This window comes from Devosia limi DSM 17137 (genome assembly GCF_900128975.1).
Taxonomy (GTDB): Bacteria; Pseudomonadota; Alphaproteobacteria; order Rhizobiales; family Devosiaceae; genus Devosia; species Devosia limi.
On sequence record NZ_FQVC01000003.1, the window covers coordinates 51,010 to 68,798 of the forward strand.

General features: G+C 63.3%; 18 protein-coding genes. 9 read left to right on the forward strand and 9 right to left on the reverse strand.

What is annotated here, in order from left to right; translation table 11 throughout:
- Nucleotides 1–155: 155 nt before the first annotated feature.
- Nucleotides 156–1,550, reverse strand: a complete 1,395-nt coding sequence (locus tag BUA69_RS05695) for a sensor histidine kinase (RefSeq protein WP_052950568.1) — start codon at nucleotides 1,548–1,550, stop codon at nucleotides 156–158.
- A 72-nt stretch (nucleotides 1,551–1,622) separates the two neighbouring features.
- On the reverse strand, nucleotides 1,623–2,378 hold the full coding sequence (locus BUA69_RS05700) for a Crp/Fnr family transcriptional regulator (protein ID WP_046135390.1): 756 nt from the start codon (nucleotides 2,376–2,378) through the stop codon (nucleotides 1,623–1,625).
- Nucleotides 2,379–2,479: 101 nt separating this feature from the next.
- Between BUA69_RS05700 and BUA69_RS05705 the strand changes: the two genes are divergently transcribed.
- Nucleotides 2,480–2,851 carry a response regulator gene (locus tag BUA69_RS05705; RefSeq protein WP_046135389.1) on the forward strand — a complete coding sequence of 124 codons (372 nt, stop codon included), beginning with the start codon at nucleotides 2,480–2,482 and terminating at the stop codon, nucleotides 2,849–2,851.
- Here BUA69_RS05705 and BUA69_RS05710 read toward each other — a convergent pair.
- Complete coding sequence (locus BUA69_RS05710; RefSeq protein WP_280136809.1) at nucleotides 2,843–3,415, reverse strand: RNA polymerase sigma factor; 573 nt, start codon at nucleotides 3,413–3,415, stop codon at nucleotides 2,843–2,845. The genes BUA69_RS05705 and BUA69_RS05710 overlap by 9 nt on opposite strands.
- Nucleotides 3,402–3,614, reverse strand: a complete 213-nt coding sequence (locus BUA69_RS05715) for a NepR family anti-sigma factor (protein WP_425283943.1) — start codon at nucleotides 3,612–3,614, stop codon at nucleotides 3,402–3,404. The genes BUA69_RS05710 and BUA69_RS05715 overlap by 14 nt, the downstream gene beginning before the upstream one ends.
- A gap of 173 nt (nucleotides 3,615–3,787) precedes the next feature.
- On the opposite strand from BUA69_RS05715, the gene BUA69_RS05720 reads away from it, so the two are divergent.
- The 3 genes from BUA69_RS05720 to BUA69_RS05730 all read left to right on the forward strand — a co-directional run bounded on the left by BUA69_RS05720 (nucleotide 3,788) and on the right by BUA69_RS05730 (nucleotide 5,944).
- Nucleotides 3,788–4,582 carry a response regulator gene (locus BUA69_RS05720; RefSeq protein ID WP_046135387.1) on the forward strand — a complete coding sequence of 265 codons (795 nt, stop codon included), beginning with the start codon at nucleotides 3,788–3,790 and terminating at the stop codon, nucleotides 4,580–4,582.
- Between the two features lie 119 nt (nucleotides 4,583–4,701).
- Nucleotides 4,702–4,866 (forward strand): DUF1328 domain-containing protein, encoded by a 165-nt coding sequence (locus BUA69_RS05725; protein WP_046135386.1) that lies wholly within the window; start codon nucleotides 4,702–4,704, stop codon nucleotides 4,864–4,866.
- 148 nt (nucleotides 4,867–5,014) lie between these two features.
- A complete protein-coding gene (locus BUA69_RS05730) occupies nucleotides 5,015–5,944 on the forward strand; it encodes a sensor histidine kinase (protein WP_160300130.1) in 930 nt (309 codons plus the stop codon).
- Here the strand turns inward: BUA69_RS05730 and BUA69_RS05735 are convergent.
- A complete protein-coding gene (locus tag BUA69_RS05735) occupies nucleotides 5,929–6,732 on the reverse strand; it encodes a YdcF family protein (protein WP_046135384.1) in 804 nt (267 codons plus the stop codon). The two genes, BUA69_RS05730 and BUA69_RS05735, sit on opposite strands and share 16 nt — an antisense overlap.
- Before the next feature lie 163 nt (nucleotides 6,733–6,895).
- Between BUA69_RS05735 and BUA69_RS05740 the strand changes: the two genes are divergently transcribed.
- From BUA69_RS05740 to BUA69_RS05760, 5 genes are all read left to right on the forward strand, one after another.
- Nucleotides 6,896–7,690, forward strand: a complete 795-nt coding sequence (locus tag BUA69_RS05740; RefSeq protein ID WP_046135383.1) for an ABC transporter ATP-binding protein — start codon at nucleotides 6,896–6,898, stop codon at nucleotides 7,688–7,690.
- A gap of 98 nt (nucleotides 7,691–7,788) precedes the next feature.
- On the forward strand, nucleotides 7,789–8,541 hold the full coding sequence (locus BUA69_RS05745) for a transporter substrate-binding domain-containing protein (protein WP_046135382.1): 753 nt from the start codon (nucleotides 7,789–7,791) through the stop codon (nucleotides 8,539–8,541).
- Nucleotides 8,542–8,681: 140 nt separating this feature from the next.
- Nucleotides 8,682–9,494 carry an ABC transporter permease subunit gene (locus tag BUA69_RS05750; RefSeq protein ID WP_046135381.1) on the forward strand — a complete coding sequence of 271 codons (813 nt, stop codon included), beginning with the start codon at nucleotides 8,682–8,684 and terminating at the stop codon, nucleotides 9,492–9,494.
- Nucleotides 9,494–10,228 carry an ABC transporter permease gene (locus BUA69_RS05755; RefSeq protein WP_046135380.1) on the forward strand — a complete coding sequence of 245 codons (735 nt, stop codon included), beginning with the start codon at nucleotides 9,494–9,496 and terminating at the stop codon, nucleotides 10,226–10,228. Before BUA69_RS05750 ends, BUA69_RS05755 begins: the two co-directional genes overlap by 1 nt.
- Before the next feature lie 21 nt (nucleotides 10,229–10,249).
- Nucleotides 10,250–11,392: a succinylglutamate desuccinylase/aspartoacylase family protein gene (locus BUA69_RS05760; protein WP_046135379.1), complete on the forward strand. Its 1,143-nt coding sequence runs from the start codon at nucleotides 10,250–10,252 to the stop codon at nucleotides 11,390–11,392.
- A gap of 98 nt (nucleotides 11,393–11,490) precedes the next feature.
- On the opposite strand, the gene BUA69_RS05765 is transcribed toward BUA69_RS05760, so the two are convergent.
- The 4 genes from BUA69_RS05765 to BUA69_RS05780 form a co-directional block, all read right to left on the reverse strand.
- Nucleotides 11,491–13,893 (reverse strand): putative bifunctional diguanylate cyclase/phosphodiesterase, encoded by a 2,403-nt coding sequence (locus tag BUA69_RS05765; RefSeq protein WP_052950566.1) that lies wholly within the window; start codon nucleotides 13,891–13,893, stop codon nucleotides 11,491–11,493.
- On the reverse strand, nucleotides 13,890–15,761 hold the full coding sequence (locus BUA69_RS05770; protein ID WP_052950565.1) for an ATP-binding response regulator: 1,872 nt from the start codon (nucleotides 15,759–15,761) through the stop codon (nucleotides 13,890–13,892). The genes BUA69_RS05765 and BUA69_RS05770 overlap by 4 nt, the downstream gene beginning before the upstream one ends.
- Nucleotides 15,762–15,901: 140 nt before the next feature.
- A complete protein-coding gene (gene uxuA / locus BUA69_RS05775; RefSeq protein WP_046135378.1) occupies nucleotides 15,902–17,113 on the reverse strand; it encodes a mannonate dehydratase in 1,212 nt (403 codons plus the stop codon).
- Nucleotides 17,114–17,161: 48 nt separating this feature from the next.
- The gene (locus tag BUA69_RS05780; protein ID WP_046135377.1) at nucleotides 17,162–17,779 is read right to left on the reverse strand and encodes a trimeric intracellular cation channel family protein; all 618 of its coding nucleotides are present in this window, start codon (nucleotides 17,777–17,779) and stop codon (nucleotides 17,162–17,164) included.
- Nucleotides 17,780–17,789: the final 10 nt, after the last annotated feature.

The window sequence follows — 17,789 nt, forward strand, 5'->3', positions numbered from 1 at the left end:
CCTGACGCTTACGCGGCAAAAATGCCCTGATATTCCAGCTGAAATGCTATCCTTAACTTCCAGCAACGCCCGACCTTGGTTTTGGTTGCGCGCTGCGGCGATTTTTTTCCCTGCGGTGCGGGCCAATGCAAAGGCGGCCCCGATATCGTCCGGGCCTATGCCCCGGCGGCTGCCAGTTCAGGCAGTGCCACGGTCACCGCCAGGCCCCCTTCAGCACGTCGCTCATAGAGTGGCGCGCCACCAAACTGCTGCGCCAGCTGCCTGATGATCACCGAGCCCAGCCCACCCTCGCCCAGATCCTGCTTGTCCGGCACGCCGATGCCATTATCAAGCACGACCAGCGTGGCCACACCCTCGGTGTTGCGCTGCAGGCGCACGATAATATTGCCACTGCGTCCATCGGGAAAGGCGTGCTTCATGGCGTTGGTCACCAGCTCGCCCACCACGATGCCCAGGGTCGTCGCATCGCGCGCACCAATGACGATCGGCTCGACCTCGCCGACCAGCGTTACATCGCCAATATCGGTGGCCCCGGTTTCCAGATCCTCCAGCACGGCCGTCAGGAACTCGTCGGCCTGCGTGGTTTCAAGATCGCCCCCCAAGCGCAACCGCCGATGCGCCGACGCCACGGCATGCACCCGCGATCGCGCCGCCTCCAGAGCCGCGCGTACTTCTGCGGAATCCGAACGCATCAATTGCAGCCCCAGCAGCGACGATACCGTCGCCAGCGAATTGCCGATCCGGTGATTGGTGTCCTGCAGCAGCGCTTCCACCCGTTCGCGTTCCCGCTCGGCATGGGCGGTCGCCTCGGCCAGGGCCTGCGTCCGCTCGCTCACCCGCGCCTCGAGGCTTTCATTCTGGTCCTTCAATTCACTCTGGCTACGCGACAGCGCCGTCACCTGCTGCTGGGAGCGATTGAACAGCGAAAACGCCAGGATCGCCGCCCCTGCCAGCGCCGACAGCACCGCCGCCACCAGCCAGCGCCGCGAGCGCTCGATCGCCTCGTTGCGCGCCAGCAACTGAGCGTCTTCATTGGCAATGAAGCGCGCCAGCGAGCCGCGCACATCGTCCATCAGCCGCATGCCCATGCCCGTTTCCACCAGAGAGCGCGCTTGCGACGGACGGTTGGCGGCAACCAGTCCGATGCTGTGATCCATCTCGGCGGTCTTGGCCCTGATCTCCTCGCCGATGCTGGCGACCTGGGCCGCCTTGCTGGCATCGTCCGCAACCAATGCGCTCAGCCCCGCCAGATCCTGTTCGATGTCGCGGGTCGCGTTGCGATACGTCGCCAGATATTCATCGTTCTGGGTCAGCACATAGCCGCGCTGGCCACTCTCGGCCTCGGCCAGGCCGATCGACACTTCACGCGCCTGCAGCCGTGTGTCGTAGGTCCCGATCACATCCTGCAATTGCCGGTCGACGCCCTGGACCAGAAACAGCGCTGCCGCGACCGCTACCAGCACGAGAGCCAGCGAAACCAGAACGGCAAAGCGCTGCCCGCTGCGCGGCGGCGACAATGCAAAGCTGACCGCTTCGGTGGCGTTGGTCACGACAGGTACCCTTTGTCTGGTGGCTGCATCTATTGGGCTAACGTGGAGCAATGGCGGTTTTGAGGCTGGTTTCTAGATCAATGGGCGCTTGATGTCGGGCAGCCCCTCCCAGCCGGCCACCGCCATCAAGCCCTCGACATCGAGGACCTCGCAGGCCCGGTCCAGCCATCTGATATATTGACGCTCCGCCAGTTTGCGCAGGGTCTTGTTGGTATGAACGATGGACAGTCCCAGCGTATCGGCAACGTGCAATTGCGAGATCGGAATATGCAGCCGGCTCGTCGCCGATAGCCCGACGCTGGCTGCCCGTTGATGCAGGAAGGCCAACAGGTAAGCTGCCCGCTCGATTGCCGTCCGGCGCCCAAGGCTGAGCAGATGATCGTCGAGCATGCGTTCTTCGCGCGCCGCCAGCCAGGTAATGTCAAAGCCCAGCCCCGGATGGTTGCGGAACAGCGTATCAAGCCGATCGCGCTGGAACACGCACAGCACCAGCGGCGACAGCGCCTCCACCGAATGCTGCATCTCCCCGATCACCGAGCCCTGCAAGCCAACGAGATCGCCCGGCAGCATGTAGTTGAGGATTTGCCGGCGCCCATCCGGCAGCAGCTTGTACCGGAAGGCCCAGCCGGACAGCACCGTGTAGAGATGGGCGCTATGCGCGCCTTCCGACAGCAGCGTCGCGCCGGTTTCCGCCTGCAATTCCCCGGTTTTGAACGAGGAAACGAACTTGAGCTCGGCCGGTTCGAAGGCGCGAAACTGCGCCATCGTGCGCAGCGGACACTGCTCGCAGGGCACGCGACGCGCTGAGCTGGGCAGGACCACGCTCATGCCACGCCCCCACTCATATCTTTTCCGGCGCATGTCTTTGTTAAATGACGCCCGTCCGCCAAACGCGCAGGAAAGCCCCCTTCTGTATCGAGGGACATGCTGTGCCGATCAATAAAATCGCCCTGTTGGTTGAGGAAGAATTCCTCATCGCCATGGACCTCGAGCGCGTTCTGGAACACTTCGCAATCACCGAAACCGTGATCGCCCGAACCGCCCAGGAAGCATTGGCGCTCCAGACCGATTGGAATGCCTTCGCCCTCGCCATCGTTGACGTCGGCCACGCCCCTCATGCCGGCCTTGAACTCGCGCACCATTTGCTCTCCACCGGTGTACCGCTGGTGCTGACCACCACTGACCTGTCGCTGGCCGGCGGGATACCCGACCTGCCAAATGTGCCCGTTGTCACCAAGCCGGTGCCTGAAACGGTGCTGGTGGGCGCCCTGCAAAGGGCGCTCTCCGTGATTTCAGAATGAGTGATTGTGCGTCGTCACCTGCGTCGACACGGCATCGGGACCGTAATCGGCCTCGCCGGTGACCTGAAGAATATCCTGCAACCGCGTTCTTGCCCGGCTGACCCGGCTCTTCATCGTGCCAATCGCGCAGGAGCAGATCTCGGCTGCCTCCTCGTAGGAGAACCCGGACGCCCCGATCAGTATCACCGCTTCGCGCTGGTCATCGGGAAGCTGCGCCAGGGCCTTCTTGAAGTCCTGCATGTCCATCGAGCCATATTGGGCTGGATGCACGGACAGGCGCTCGGTGAATGCACCATCGCTATCCTGCACTTCACGGCCACGCTTGCGCATCTGGCTGTAGAATTCATTGCGCAGGATGGTGAACAGCCACGCCTTGATATTGGTGCCCATTTCAAAGCTGGATTGCTTGGCCCAGGCCTTCATCACGGTGTCCTGCACCAGATCATCGGCCTTGTCGTGCTTGCCCGTCAGCGATACCGCGAAAGCGCGCAGCGATGGGAGGGTAGCCAGCATCTCGCGCTTGAACGTCGTCGGCTCGCCGGTCACGTCCTTATTCTCCGCCACGAGCGCTCTTCCCTTTTTGCGCGTCGACCTGCGCAGCTTCGGCATTATCGAGTTTTTCGAGCAGGTCGAGCAGCTGGTCCGGGACGCCCTCGTCCTGTACCGAGCCATAGAGAGCACGCAGACGCGCGCCGATGTCCGAATTGGGACCCAGCCCGTCGTCAGCCCGCCCAGCCTGCATTCGTGTACGCTGCTGGGACACCAGTTTATCCTTTATCATACCTTTTGAGACCGCCAGATGTATGTTTCAGCCCATGCTTGCCGGAGAAATGCCCGGCGCAACAAAAAGTTCCGTGCGCATTGGAACTTTTGCTGACCGATCCCGTTAATCGGGCTCATGAACTCGAATTCTGTAGCGTCACTGGGGAGTATACCATGACATTGTCGACGCGGATTGCACCGCACCTGCCGTATCTGCGGCGGTTTTCCCGCGCCACGACCGGCTCGCAGACATCGGGCGACGCGTATGTCGCGGCCACGCTTGAGGCGCTGATCGCCGATGTGTCGCTGTTCCCTGAAGCGTCCAACGACCGGATCGCCCTGTACAAGCTGTTCTCGGCGCTATTCTCCAGCTCGGCCGTCAAGGTGCCCGAGCCCACCTCCACTTTTGCCTGGGAAAAGCGGGCCGCCCACAATCTGGCAACGCTCTCCCCGCGTCCGCGCCAGGCCTTCCTGCTCGTTGCCGTAGAGGGTTTCACTCACGGCCAGGCCGCCGAGATTCTCTCGGTTTCCGAACCCGAATTCGCGGCGCTGCTGGATGAGGCCTCGGTCGAGATTTCCCGCCAGGTGGCGACCGAAATCATGATCATCGAGGATGAGCCGCTGATCGCCATGGATATCGAGCAGCTGGTCGAAAGCCTCGGTCACAAGGTCGTTTCGGTGGCCCGCACCCATAAGGAAGCGGTCCATTTGTTCGGTCAGACCCATCCGCGCATGATCCTGGCCGATATCCAGCTCGCCGATGGCAGTTCAGGCATCGACGCGGTCAACGACATCCTCAATACCCACTCGGTACCGGTGATCTTCATTACCGCCTTCCCCGAGCGTCTGCTGACCGGTGAACGTCCTGAACCGACCTTCCTCGTGACCAAGCCGTTCAATCCCGACATGGTCAAGGCGCTGATCAGCCAGGCGCTGTTCTTCAATGAAGGCTCGCGCGCCGCAGCCTGATCCCCCGCCGATCACAATCGCTTCAAAAGGCCGGGTTTTCCCGGCCTTTTTTGGTTCTGTCCGGAACTCCCCCATGGGCTGACCGTTGTCATTACACGCGCTGAAATCGGAGATTTGACATGCTTTATTACGCACTGGTCTTTCTCGTCATCGCCCTGATTGCCGGGGTTCTTGGATTTAGCGGCATTGCCGGTGCCTCCGCCGGCATCGCGCAGATTCTGTTCTTCCTGTTCCTGGCCTTCCTGGTGATCTCGTTGATCGTCGGCCTCATTCGCCGCGTTTGATATCCCATCGTCGGCTCATCCTTCGTGTACAGCAGCCTTGCCTGAGGTGGGGCTGTTGTCGTCTGCGCAGGGTCCCGCAAGTGATTAAGCAATAGCCCTGATGTTTCCTGAGTCCGACCACCTCCCGCCCCAGACCCGATTGCGCGCCATGAGCGTGGGATTGCGCCAGACTGGCACGGGCCTTTTGCATCAGGATCAGGACTGTCGCTACGATCTCGCCGAAAACCTGCCCTCGGCCTGGCCAGTAAGCGCCACGCTCGGACTGACCGACGCCGAGATCCTGCCCCCCGACATTGCCGAATTGTTCACGGCCACGGGCGCGCTCTGCCGCAGCAGCCAGGAAGAACAAAGCATCGAATTCCATCTCAGTGTCGGCAAGCGCCGCCAGCTGATCGAAGCGCGCTTCGTGCCGGACGGCGACGGCCTCATTATCGTGCTGGTCGACGTCACCGATGAGCGCAGCCGTGAAGCCGCTGTTAACGCGCTGCTGCGCGAAGTCAGCCACCGGTCCAAGAACCTGCTGGCCATTGTCCAGTCGGTCGCCATGCAAACGGCCCGTCACAGCGACAGCATCCAGGACTTTCTCGACAAATTCCGGGGGCGCCTGCACGCCCTCTCGTCAACCCAGGACCTGGTGACCGAGAGCAATTGGCAGGGCACCCATTTCCAGTCGCTGGTCACCTCGCAACTGTCGCGCGTCGTGCCCTCATTGCTGCGCGAATTGCGCATCACCGGCGACAATCCCCTGCTCGGCCCCAATGCCGCGCTCCATATCGGGCTGGCGATCCACGAACTGGCCGCCAATGCCGTCATCCATGGCGCGCTGTCCACCGGATCGCCTGGCCATGTCTGGGTCGATGCCAGGATCGAAACCCGGCCTGGCCGGCCGCGCAATCTGACCATCGAATGGCAGGAAACCGGCATCGAGACCGGAAAATCCCCGCAGCCTCCCCGCTTCGGCACCATGGTCCTGGAGCGCATCGTGCCGCTGTCGGTTGGTGGCAAGGCCAGCTTCAGTCTTGATCAGGACCATCTGAGCTATCGGCTGACGGTCCCCGGCGATCAGTTCGAGATATGAGGCGCCGGTAGCAGTTCATCGATCTTGCCGGTCCAGTGATAGACCAGCAGGCCGATCCATTCCTTGAGCGCTGTCGTCGCCGTGGACAGGTTGTCGACCGGATTACGGATGTCAAACCCCACGCTCTCCTGGCCGGTACTGCGATAGTCGGTCGGCCAGGGCAGCATTTCCAGGCCGACCTTGCGGAACAACCCCATCGATCGCGGCATATGGAATGCCGAGGTTACCATGATCGCCGGGCCATCGAGTTCCCCCAGCAGCGCCGCAGTGAAATCGGCATTCTCGGCCGTATTGCGCGCCTGATCCTCCAGCACCAGCCGCTCGGGCGCGATGCCGAGCCCGATAAAGAACCGCTCTGCCGTCGCCGCTTCGGTTTCGCCCTCGGACTCGATCGAGCCGACTCCACCGGTTATCACCACCTTAGCCTGTGGATAAAACTGGGCCAGCCGCAGCGTCTCGACAAAGCGGTCCCCCGCCACCGTCAGCTCCGTTGTGCCACGCGCCGCGCTGACCGTGCCGCTCGATGCCCCGCCGAGCATGACGATGGCGCTGACAGTTTCGGGCAATTGGGCCGGCCGCCCGAACCGGTCCTCGAGCGGGCCAATCATCAACGCGCCCAAGGTGGTAAAGCCCGCCAGGCCCAGAACCAGCGCGCCCAGCGCGCCCGTGACCAGCCCCATCCGGCGCTTGCCGAAAGCGATGAGGATGCCCCCAAGAACCACCAGCAACAAGGCGGCGCTCAGCGGCTGGACCAACGCCCAGAAAACTTTTGAAATCACAAAGAACATCGCGCGACATTGCTGAGGCGGGCCCACCCGCGCAAGTCTCTGCGTGATTTACGCTTGCTAAACTGCTCACTTCTGCTTTTCTAGGGAGCGGTCAAGATTGCCAGCCTCAAAAAAAGGCAGTCGCCGGACGGAAACTGGCCTGCGCAGCAGGCACACGGAACATATGACGCAAGCCGAGCCCCTGGTCAGCAAACCATCTGTGGTGGCCATCCGCGACCTGCATAAATCCTTTGGGGCGCTCGAAGTGCTCAAAGGCATCTCATTCGAGGCCCGCGAAGGCGAGGTCGTATCGCTGATCGGCTCGTCCGGCTCCGGCAAGTCGACACTGCTGCGCTGCATTAACATGCTCGAAGTGCCCGACCAGGGCAGCGTCAGCATCGATGCTGAAGAAATCCGCCTGCGCGGCAGGCCGCCCCACCGCCAGATCGCCGATGAGCACCAGATCCGCCGCATCCGCTCCGAACTGGGCATGGTGTTCCAGTCATTCAATCTGTGGGCGCATCTGTCCATTCTCGACAATGTAATGGAAGCGCCGCTGGTGGTGCAGAAGCGCCCGCGCGCCGAGGTCGAAGCCGAAGCCCTCGCCATGCTGGCCAAGGTTGGCATTGCCGAAAAAGCCCATGCCTATCCCAACCAGCTCTCGGGTGGCCAGCAGCAGCGAGCCGCCATTGCACGCGCCCTCTGCATCAACCCGCGCGTCATGCTGTTCGACGAACCCACCTCGGCGCTCGATCCGGAGCTGGAAGTGGAAGTCCTGCGGGTTATCAAGCTGCTGGCCGACGAGGGCCGCACCATGATCCTGGTCACCCACGACATGGAATTCGCCCGCTCGGTGTCTGACCGGGTAATCTTCCTCCATCAGGGGCTGATCGAAGAAGAGGGTACGCCCGACCAGGTGTTCGGGGCCACCCGCTCGGCCCGCCTCAAGCAATTCCTCAACGCCGCCAGCCATACCTAGACGACAACGTCCGCGTGAGCGGGCAGCATGATGACAAGGCCCCGCCAGTGGGTCCGCCAAGAACAACCAACAACAACAAGACTAAACGGAGAACCACGATGAAGAAGATCATCCTTGCCGCTGCAGCGGTTCTGGCACTGAGTGGCGCCGCCACCGCGCAGGAAACCGTGCGGATCGCCACCGAAGGCGCCTATGCGCCCTGGAACTTCCTCGATGACGCCGGCAAGCCGGCCGGCTTCGAAATCGAGCTGGGCAATGCCATCTGCGAAACCGCTGGCCTCACCTGCGAATTCATCATCAATGACTGGGACTCGATCATTCCCAACCTGCTCGCTGGCAACTACGACGTGATCATGGCCGGCATGTCGATCACCGACGAGCGCCTCGCGACCATCGACTTCACCGCCAACTACTTCCCGCCCGATCCGTCCAGGTTCGTTGCCGCCGGCAGCGATCAGATCGATATCGCCGCCCTGTCGGGCAAGCGCGTCGGCGTCCAGGGTGGCACCATCCAGGCCGCCTATGCCGAGGAAAACCTGGCTGGCGCCAACACCGTCGTCTCGTTCGGCACGGCTGACCAGGCCATGGCCGACCTTGCCGCCGGCAATCTCGATACCATCATCGCCGATGGCGCCTATCTCGAGCCCGTCGTCGCGGCCTCCGGTGGCGCCATCGTCTTCGTCGGCGAGGATGTGATGATCGGCAATGGCGTTGGCGCCGGCCTGCGCAAGGACGAAGCCGGGCTCAAGACCAAGTTCGACGACGCCCTCACCGCCCTCAAGAAGGACGGCACCGTCGACACCCTGATCGCCAAGTGGTTCGAAGGTCGCGGGCCGTACTTCGCCGAGTAATCAATCCCCCACCTCGCCTAACAGGGGTGGGGCTCTCGTCACGGGTGAGGAGGTCGCGACACCTCCTCACCAACCCGCCCTCAAGGGGGAGGGCACTGCTTTGGGGATAACCAGATGATATTGCCCACCAGGACCAGTCCATGAGCGACGACCTCGCCTTCTGGCTGGGCTATCTGACCAATGGCAAGCACCTCACCTGGTATGCCAGCTTTCAGTTCACCATCTTCGCCGCCCTGCTCGGGGGGAGCCTCGCCGTCATTTTCGGGCTGATCGGCGCCACCCTCAAGAATTCACGCTACCTGCCGCTGCGCCTCATTGGCAGCTTCTATTCCTCCATCGTGCGCGGCGTGCCCGATGTGCTGTTCTTCCTGTTCTTCCCGCTGGCCTTCGAGCAGGCCGTCGAATGGCTGGTCGCCACCCAGGTCTGCACCCCCGAATTGATCGCCGCCCAGTCTGCCGCCTGGCCCCCCTGCCAGGCCGCCAACTGGTATCTGGGCACGCCCGAATACCTGATCCTGGCCAGCGTCTCGCTCGGGCTTGTCTATGGCGCCTTTGCCACCAATGTCATCCATGGCGCGCTGCGTGCCGTACCCAGGGGCCAGCTGGAGGCCGCCCGCGCCTATGGCATGAGCGCCAGCCAGGTGCTGTGGCGCGTCCATATCCGCCAGATGTGGGTCTATGCACTGCCCGGCCTGTCCAATGTCTGGATGCTGGTGGTGAAGGCGACATCGCTGCTCTCGCTGCTGCAGATCGCCGATATCGTGCTCTGGGCCGACCGGCTCGGGGCGCCCAATTTCCTGCCCACCGTTGGCCTCGTCCATGATGACTGGCGCTGGCGCTATTATCTGGTGCTGTTCGTCTTCTACATCATCGTCACCCTGCTCTCCGAACGCGGCTTTGAAGCCCTGATGCGCCGCGCCGGTCGTGGCATTCTCAGCGAGAGGACCAACTGATGCAGGTCCTCCTCAACGAGATCGTCGCCTTCTGGCCGGCCGTATTGTTCAATCTCTATTTCGCCGCTGCCTCGATCCCCTTCGGCTTCGTTTTCGCCGTGCTGCTGGCGCTGGGCAAGGCATCCACCAATCCCTGGATTTCGCGGCTGTCGCGCGGCTACATCTATGCCTTCCGCGGCTCGCCGCTTTTCATCCAGTTTTTCATGTTCTATTCGCTGGCCCTTTCGCTCAATATCAGCGTCTGGAAGCCCATGGGCGTATCCTGGTTCGTGCTGCACCCGCTGTTCATCGGCCCGCTGGTGCTGATGCTCAATACCGCCGCCTATACGGCCGAAATCTTCTATGGCGCCCTGCGCGCCGTGCCGCGCGGCGAGGTCGAAGCGGCCCGGGCCTACGGCATGAGCCGGTTTCAGCAATTTCGCTCGGTGATCTGGCCCAATCTGATCCGCCTCGCCTGGCCCGCCTACACCAATGAGGTCGTCTTCCTGTTCCACGCTACCGCCATCGTCTACTTCGCCCTGCCGGTTATCGGCGCGCAAAAAGATCTGATGATCACCGCCAAGGAATTCTTCGAGCGCGACTACAATGCCTTCCTGCATTTCTCGGTCGCGGCGCTGTATTTCCTGGCGGTGACGCTGGTGGTGTTCTTCCTGTTCGGGCTTGTCTATCAGCGCCTGATGCGCCACATGCCCGCCCCACCCCGCCTGCGCTACGCTCCCAGATGGATGCGTTAGGCCCCTCAATCGAGTTTTCAGATGAGCTTTCAGCAACACCGTATCGCGCTGGCCGGCGACACCCCCGGCACGTCAACCGATCTCTATTCCTACACAGCCGGCCCCGATAGCGCCGACACCAAGGTCTATCTGCAGGCTGCGCTTCACGCCGATGAGCAACCCGGCACCATGGCGCTGCATCACCTGCTGCCAATGCTGCGCGATGCCGATGCCGCCGGCACGCTCAGGGCCCGCTTCGTGGTGTTCCCCTCGGTCAATCCGCTGGGTCTCGCCAACCGCTCGCTGCGCCACCATATCGGGCGCTACGACACCGAAAGCGGCGTCAATTACAACCGCCGCTGGCCCGATCTCTATCCCGCCATCGCCGACACCATTGCCGGCCGGCTGACTGCCGACCCTGCGGCCAATGTCGCTGTCATCCGCGCCGCCGTCGCCGCCTGGATCGATGCGCAACGCCCCGGCTCGGCCGCCCAGCAATTGCGCATGCTGACGCTCAAGGCGGCCCATGATGCCGACCTGGTGCTCGATCTGCATTGCGACGACGAAAGCCTGATGCACATCTTCACCTCGCCCGACCTGATGCCGGGCCTCCAGGACCTCGCCGACTGGATGGGCGTCGCCGCTACTCTCACCGCCGAGGACAGCGGCGGCGGCTCCTTCGATGAGGTCCTGCCCGCGCTTTACCGCAAGGCCCAGCGCGCCAATGCCGACCACCCGATCCCGCTCGCCACGGCAGCCGCAACCCTCGAATATCGCGGCCAGGCCGATAGCTTTGACCATTTCGGCAAGACCGACGCCGCCGCCCTGTTCGGCTTTCTCGCCGGTCGCGGACTGATCGCCGCCGATGCCGGCCAGCCGCCCCAGACGGCGCCGGGCCCCACCGCGCTGGAAGCGACCGAAGTCCTGCGCGTCGACCGCCCCGGCCTGCTTGCCTATCGCGTTGAGCTGGGCGAGCATGTCACCGCGGGTCAGCCCGTCGCCGATCTCATCGCCATGGACGGCCCCGAAGCCTTCCTCGCCCGGACCCCGATCCTGGCCGGCACCGATGGCTTCATCCTGTCGCGCTCATCGGCCAAATATGTTCGCCGCGGCACCAGCATCGCCAAGATCGTCGGCACGCAGATTATCCCCAGCCGCGCCGGTGGGTACCTGCTGGAGGACTGAAGCGGTAGTCGCGCTGCGCTGGCTGGGTCAAGCCAGCGCTTCCAAAACCCATGGCGCCATTCCCGCGCAGGCGCGAATGACCGCTGAATGGGCGGGCTCTACGCCCGCAGCGCCGCCAGCGTTTCCTCCACCTCGGCTTTGGCTGCATGGGTGCGCGCCAGCACATGGGTCAGCAGGTAGTGCGGCAGATCGACCGGCTCGATCGGCCGGGCGAAATAGAACCCCTGTAGCTGGTGATAGGCCATGTCGCTGAGCAGCTCCGCCTGTTCGCGCGTTTCCACGCCCTCGGCGGTGATCTTGAGCTTGAGCGTCTTGCCCATCAACGCAATCGCCTTGAGCGTATCGCGCGCTACCGCATCGACATTGGACGCCGCCACGAACGAGCGGTCGATCTTGATCTTGCCGATTGGATATCGCAGCAGATAGCCGAGGCTGGCATAACCAGAGCCGAAATCGTCAAGCGCGATGGTCACCCCCAGTGCATGGATTTCCGCCAGTTTCTCGGCGACCCCATCGGAGTTCTCCATCAGCAGGCCCTCGGTCACCTCGATCTCCAGCCGCTCCGGTGCGATGCCCGAGATCGACAGGGCCCGCTTGATCACCATGGCAATGTCCGAGCGGCGGAAGTGCCGGCTGGACAGGTTGACCGCCACGCTCAGATGCGCCGGCCAGTCGGCTGCGGCCAGACACGCCTGCGCAATGCTCCAGTCGCCAATCTCGACAATCAAGCCGGACTGTTCGGCCAAGGGGATGAAATCGGCTGGGCACACCAGCCCGCGTGTCTTGTGGTTCCACCGCAGCAGCGCCTCGAAACCGGTCGGCTCTCCATCCACCGCCGAGACCAGCGGCTGATAATGCAGCACCAGTTCGCCTTGATCGATCGCGTCACGCAATTGAGCTTCCTGCTGGCGCCGCTCGGTCGCCAGCATATCCAGACCACTCTCGAAGAACCGATAGCCTGAGCGTCCGTCCGCCTTGGCCCGCGCCAGCGCAATATCGGCATTGCGCTGGATCAGGTCGGGCCTTTGCCCATCCATCGGAGCCAGCGCGATGCCGATGCTGGTGCCGATCTGCAGCGCCTGGCCATCGACCACAAAGGGCTGGTTGATCGCCGCGATCAACCGCTCGGCGATCATCGCTACGCTTTCGGCGACCCCGACACCGGGCAGGATCACCGCAAATTCGTCGCCCCCGATCCGGGCCGCCAGGTCGGTCGCCCGCACCGAGCCTTCAATCCGCCGCGCCACATGCTCCAGCAGACGATCGCCCGCCTGGTGCCCGTGCCGCTCATTGACCTGCCGGAACTGGTCGAGATTGAGCACCAGCAGCGTAAACGGCGCGCCATAACGCTCCAGCCGTCCGACGCACTGGCTGAGTTGATCGACGAATTTGGTGCGGTTGAGCAACCCGGTCAGCGGGTCGTGATGCGCCAGGATGGTAATCCGGCGCTCGGCCGTCCGCCGCTCGGTCACGTCCGACCCCGTCCCGATATAGCCCAGATACCAGCCGGACTCATCGAATGCCGGCTTGCCGGTCAGCGTCCACCAGCATTCGCGCCCATCGGCGATGACCCGCAATTCGATATCGCGAAACGACTGCCGCGCCGCAATATCGGCTTCCAGATGTGCCATCAGCGGATCATCCGGCACCGTCAGTGCGCGCAGGAAATGCACGAAACCCGCCCCGGTCAGCGCCGCTTCGCTCACACCCGTCGCCGTATTGAAGCCCGCAGAAATCCGGTTGATCCTGCCTTGCTCGTCAAAGCCCCAGATCCAGTCCGACGTCGTCTGCTCGAATTCGCGCAGCAGCAACGCAATGATCTCGCGCTTCTCGGCGACCTGGGTTTCGGAGGCACGATGCGCGACGAACTCGGCGGCATGGCGCAGTGAAACAATGAACATGCCGATGGCCACGCCCAGGATCATCGGCACCTGGATCCAGCTGGCCGCCTCGCCCGTCACCTCGGCGAGCGACAGCATCGCCCCCACGACCAGCGGCCCGGCAAAGGCCAGCATGGCCTGCGGATAATTGACCACTGCGGTCATGGTGATGCACAGCAATCCACCAACCCCGACAATAGCCGCCGATTGAATTGCCAGGCTCCCATCGACCGGCAGGATATTGAGCATGATGCCCCAGAGCGCCCCCTGCACCATGCAGGAAACCATGGTCCAGACAGCCGCCGCCACGATCCTGTTGTCGCTCTGCGGCGCTGGCCGGCGCGTCCGCTGCACCCCATACAGATAGAGCGCGTTGATCAGCAGGCCGCACAGGACGGTCGGTGCCAGCTCCTTCTGCCCCCAGGTCAGCAACGCAAAGCACAGCGTCACCACCAGCCCGCTGACAAATAGCGCCGGTGTCATCTGGGCGATCGAAGCCAATTGCTGCCGCATCAGCGCCTTGCGCACATGCGGTGCAAGGCCACCGGCACCGATGCCGTCGTCGATCCGGCGGTCAACTGCCTGCGCCCAGCCAACCAGGATTGCCAGGATGCGATTCATGCCGACACCATGCTGCGGCGTTGCCTGTGGCCGCGCGTCGCCGCCAGCCCGGCCAGCGCCGCCTTGATCTTGGACGCATCGAGCGGCTTGGCTATGACGCCTGCCGCCCCGGCATCCAGCGCCGCTGCACGTTCCGACTGCACGCCCAACATGAATACCGCAATATCGGCGGTTTCAGGATCGCCCTTGAGCGCCGCCAGCACGTCCCAGCCGCCGAAGCCGGGCATCAGCGTATCGAGGAAAATCACCGTCGGCTTGCTCGTCCGCGCCATCTGCAGCGCCGCATGGGGCGCGTCGGTGCAGATCGGCGTATAACCGGCCGCCACGAACAGCCGCTCCGCCGTTTCGAGAAATGCCAGGTCATCGTCGATGATCAGCGCCAGCACCTGCGCCGGCTCGAGGATCGGCCGCGACACCGCATCGCCCTCGGCCTCGACCGGGAGGGCCCGCGCGTCACTGATCGAGCGTCGATGCAGCAGGCGCGCCGGGACCGGATCCGCCGTTTCCGTCTCGGTCTCCAGTTCGCGCACCGGCAGACGGATGGCAAAGCGGCTGCCCCGTCCCGGCTCGCTCTGCATCTCGATGCATCCGCCCATCAGCCGGCAGATATTCTGGCTGATCGCAAGCCCCATGCCACCGTCACCGGCGTTCGCCGCCATGCCCTGTGCCAGCGTGGCCGTCAGCGCCAGCTGCAGGTCATGCGTCAAGCCGGTGCCGGTATCGGCAACCGCAATCTCGATCCACGCCTCGCCAGCCACCACCTGGCGGACCCCGCTCAACGTAATCTGCCCATCCCGGGTAAACTTGCCCGCATTGGCCACAAGGTTGTCGATGGCCTGCCGCAGGCGCGTCGCATCGGCCGCCATGAAGCCCAGCCCGCCGCGCTCCAGCACGAACGTGTTGCCATTGCGCTCGGCCAGTGGCCGCGCGTCTGCCGCCACCCTATCGAGCAGTGCGTCGACATCGACATCCTCCAGATGCAGCGTCATCTGCGCGCGCTCGATCCGCCCGATATCGAGAATATCGCTGACCACCCCCAGCATGTGCTGGCTGGCACCGCTGATCATCTGCAGGTCGCCGACCCGCCCTTTGTCCGGCTCGGTCGCAATCAACAGGTCGGAGTAACCGATCACCGCATTGAGCGGGGTGCGCAGTTCCTGGCTGACTTTGGCGAGGAATTCGGACTTGGCCAGATTGGCCTGCTCGGCCCGCTGCCGCGTCTCCTCCAGCCCGGTGATAACGCCCTGCTGCCGCGCGATCTCGGCCAGCAGGTCCGATTGGCTGGCCACCACATTGGCGTAGTAAATCCCCATCATGAAAACGAAGAACGTGATACCCGGTGCCGAAACCATCCCGGCCAGCAGCAGGTCCCCTGGCGCAATGTGCTGGGGCATGACAGTCCAGCTCTGCAGCCCGAACAACAGCGCCAGCCCACCCAGCAACATCAGGAAGATATGCAGCTGCGAGGCCCGGTTGGAGCCCAGCGTCATGAAGCCCAGCAGCGGCGTCAGAACCAGCCACATGAGGAAGGGCGAGCCGCTGCCGCCATAATGATAGGCCGCCCAGATGATCGTCGCCGTCAGGTTGAACCCCGACAGCATCGCCACCGCGCGATAGGCGCCGGGAAACAGCCGCACCAGGGCGATCAGCCCCCAGAACCCATAGATCGCCGCCGCCAGGATCGGCACATGTGGGTTTGGATTGGGATCGACGCTCCACAGCAGGATGGGAATTGGCGTCGCCAGCAGCGGCCCAAACAGATGGCTGACGACAAACAGCTGCATCCGTTGCCGGAGGTACAGATCGCCAGTCACCTTGCTTGGGGTCAACCAGGCGATAAAGCGCCCCACCCCAGCCCGTTCCGCCATGCGCCCGCCTCATGCGCTGCTGTCGGACGTTAGACTGGGCTCAACACTTTGATAACTCGTAAAATTTGGTTCCGAACTTAGTAAATTCGTCCAGCGGCGGGCGAATGGCCCCTCCCGAGTAAGGGAGAGACCCGAACCGGCTAAAGCCCCAGTTCCCTGTGCTCGAACGCCGCCATCACGCCGCGTAGTTCCGCCAGGCCCTTCATTCGGCCAATGGTCGGGTAGCCCGGCTGCGAGCGGCGATTGAGATCATCGAGAATATCCTGGCCGTGGTCGGGGCGCATCGGAATGGTGTGGTCCTTGCGGCCCGCCGCCTTGCGCTTGTTTTCCTCGCGCACGATCGCGGCAATCACCGCCACCATATCGACATCGCCAGCCAGATGCTCGCTCTCGAAGAACGAGCCGATGACATCGTCATTGTCGCGCTTGACGTTGCGCAGGTGCAGGAAATGCACCCGGTGCCCCAGCCGCTCCATCATGCCGGGCATGTCATTGTCCGGGCGCGCGCCGAGCGATCCCGTGCAATAGGTCATCCCGCTGGCCGGGCTATCGACGGCATCCAGAATGTACTTGTAGTCCGCCTCGGTCGACATCACCCGCGGCAAGCCGAGCAGCGCGAACGGGGGATCATCCGGATGGCAGCAAAGCCGCAGACCGAGATCTTCCGCCGTCGGCACCACGGCTTCGAGGAAATCGACAAAATTGGCCCGCAGCCGCTCGCGGCTGATGGCGCCATATTCGGCCAGGTGATCACGCACATCGTCCAGCGTCATCGCTTCGGTCGAGCCGGGCAGGCCCATGGTCACATTGCGCGCCAGCCGCTTGCGGGCCGGCTCGTCCATCGCGGCAAAGCGCCGTCCGGCCTCGTCGACGATCGCATTGGTATAGTCGGCGCCCGCGCCTGGCCGCTCCAGCACATTGATGTCGAAGGCAGCGAAATCATTGATGTCGAAGCGCATGCAGGAGGCGCCATTGGCCACACTGTAGCGCAGGTCGGTGCGGGTCCAGTCCAGCACCGGCATGAAATTGTAGCAGATCACCTCGATGCCGCTATCGGCCAGGTGGCGCAGCGAAATCTTGTAGTTCTCGATATGGGTGCGCAAGTCGCCCTTCTGCTTCTTGACGTCTTCGGAAACCGGCAGGCTTTCCACCACGTCCCAGGTCAGGCCCGATGGCGTGCCATCCTTGCGGGTGCCGATCTCGCGATGCCGCTTGGCAATCTCTTCGGGCGTCCACACCGCCCCATTGGGCACATGGTGCAGCGCGCTCACCACGCCAACGGCACCCACCTGAGTGATGTCATCGATGCTGGTCAGGTCATGGGGCCCGAACCACCGCCAGGTCTGTCGCAAGATCAGTCTCCGTCCTTGTATGGTAGACCCATGCCACAAGCCGCGACCCTAGCGCCAGTCCTTTTCATAGACGAATTTCGGCATGCTCCACTTGTAGATGATCGAGAGCAGCCGCAGCGGGAAACCCACCGCGAAAGCCGCAATGATCAGCAGGTCTGACTCAAAGCCCAGATGACGCCCCAACAGGTAAATCGCCCCGGTCACAATCGACACGGTGGCATAGAGTTCGCCCGAAAACACCAGCGGCACGTCATTGCACAGGATATCGCGGAGAATGCCGCCAACGATCCCGGTCAGCATACCGGCAACGATGACGATGACAGGATGCAGGCCCATCTCGATACCGATATTGCAGCCGATAATGGTCAGCGCCACCAGCCCCAGCCCATCCAGCACCAGGAACGGCCAGCGCAGCCGGTCCACCACGCGCGCTATGGCAATCGTGGCCATGGCCGCCCCGCAAACCAGGATCAGCAGATACGGATTTTCCACCCAGGTCAGCGGATAGTGTCCCAGTAACACATCGCGCGCCGTACCACCGCCGAGCGCAGTGACGCAGGCCAGCATGCAGACGCCGAACCAGTCCATCTGGCGCCGCCCTGCCGCCAGTGCCGCCGTCATAGCTTCGACCGTCACGGCGATATAGAATACGATTGTCAGTAACATGGGGGTCCCG

Excerpts from the sequence above, each read along its gene's own strand:
- BUA69_RS05760 (WP_046135379.1), top strand. The coding sequence starts at position 10,250 with ATGAGCTTTCAGCAACACCGTATCGCGCTGGCCGGCGACACCCCCGGC.
- BUA69_RS05750 (WP_046135381.1), top strand. The coding sequence starts at position 8,682 with ATGAGCGACGACCTCGCCTTCTGGCTGGGCTATCTGACCAATGGCAAG.
- BUA69_RS05735 (WP_046135384.1), bottom strand. The coding sequence starts at position 6,732 with ATGTTCTTTGTGATTTCAAAAGTTTTCTGGGCGTTGGTCCAGCCGCTG.
- BUA69_RS05730 (WP_160300130.1), top strand. The coding sequence starts at position 5,015 with ATGAGCGTGGGATTGCGCCAGACTGGCACGGGCCTTTTGCATCAGGAT.
- BUA69_RS05745 (WP_046135382.1), top strand. The coding sequence starts at position 7,789 with ATGAAGAAGATCATCCTTGCCGCTGCAGCGGTTCTGGCACTGAGTGGC.
- BUA69_RS05740 (WP_046135383.1), top strand. The coding sequence starts at position 6,896 with ATGACGCAAGCCGAGCCCCTGGTCAGCAAACCATCTGTGGTGGCCATC.
- BUA69_RS05765 (WP_052950566.1), bottom strand. The coding sequence starts at position 13,893 with ATGAATCGCATCCTGGCAATCCTGGTTGGCTGGGCGCAGGCAGTTGAC.
- BUA69_RS05780 (WP_046135377.1), bottom strand. The coding sequence starts at position 17,779 with ATGTTACTGACAATCGTATTCTATATCGCCGTGACGGTCGAAGCTATG.
- BUA69_RS05720 (WP_046135387.1), top strand. The coding sequence starts at position 3,788 with ATGACATTGTCGACGCGGATTGCACCGCACCTGCCGTATCTGCGGCGG.
- BUA69_RS05755 (WP_046135380.1), top strand. The coding sequence starts at position 9,494 with ATGCAGGTCCTCCTCAACGAGATCGTCGCCTTCTGGCCGGCCGTATTG.
- BUA69_RS05725 (WP_046135386.1), top strand. The coding sequence starts at position 4,702 with ATGCTTTATTACGCACTGGTCTTTCTCGTCATCGCCCTGATTGCCGGG.
- BUA69_RS05700 (WP_046135390.1), bottom strand. The coding sequence starts at position 2,378 with ATGAGCGTGGTCCTGCCCAGCTCAGCGCGTCGCGTGCCCTGCGAGCAG.
- BUA69_RS05770 (WP_052950565.1), bottom strand. The coding sequence starts at position 15,761 with ATGGCGGAACGGGCTGGGGTGGGGCGCTTTATCGCCTGGTTGACCCCA.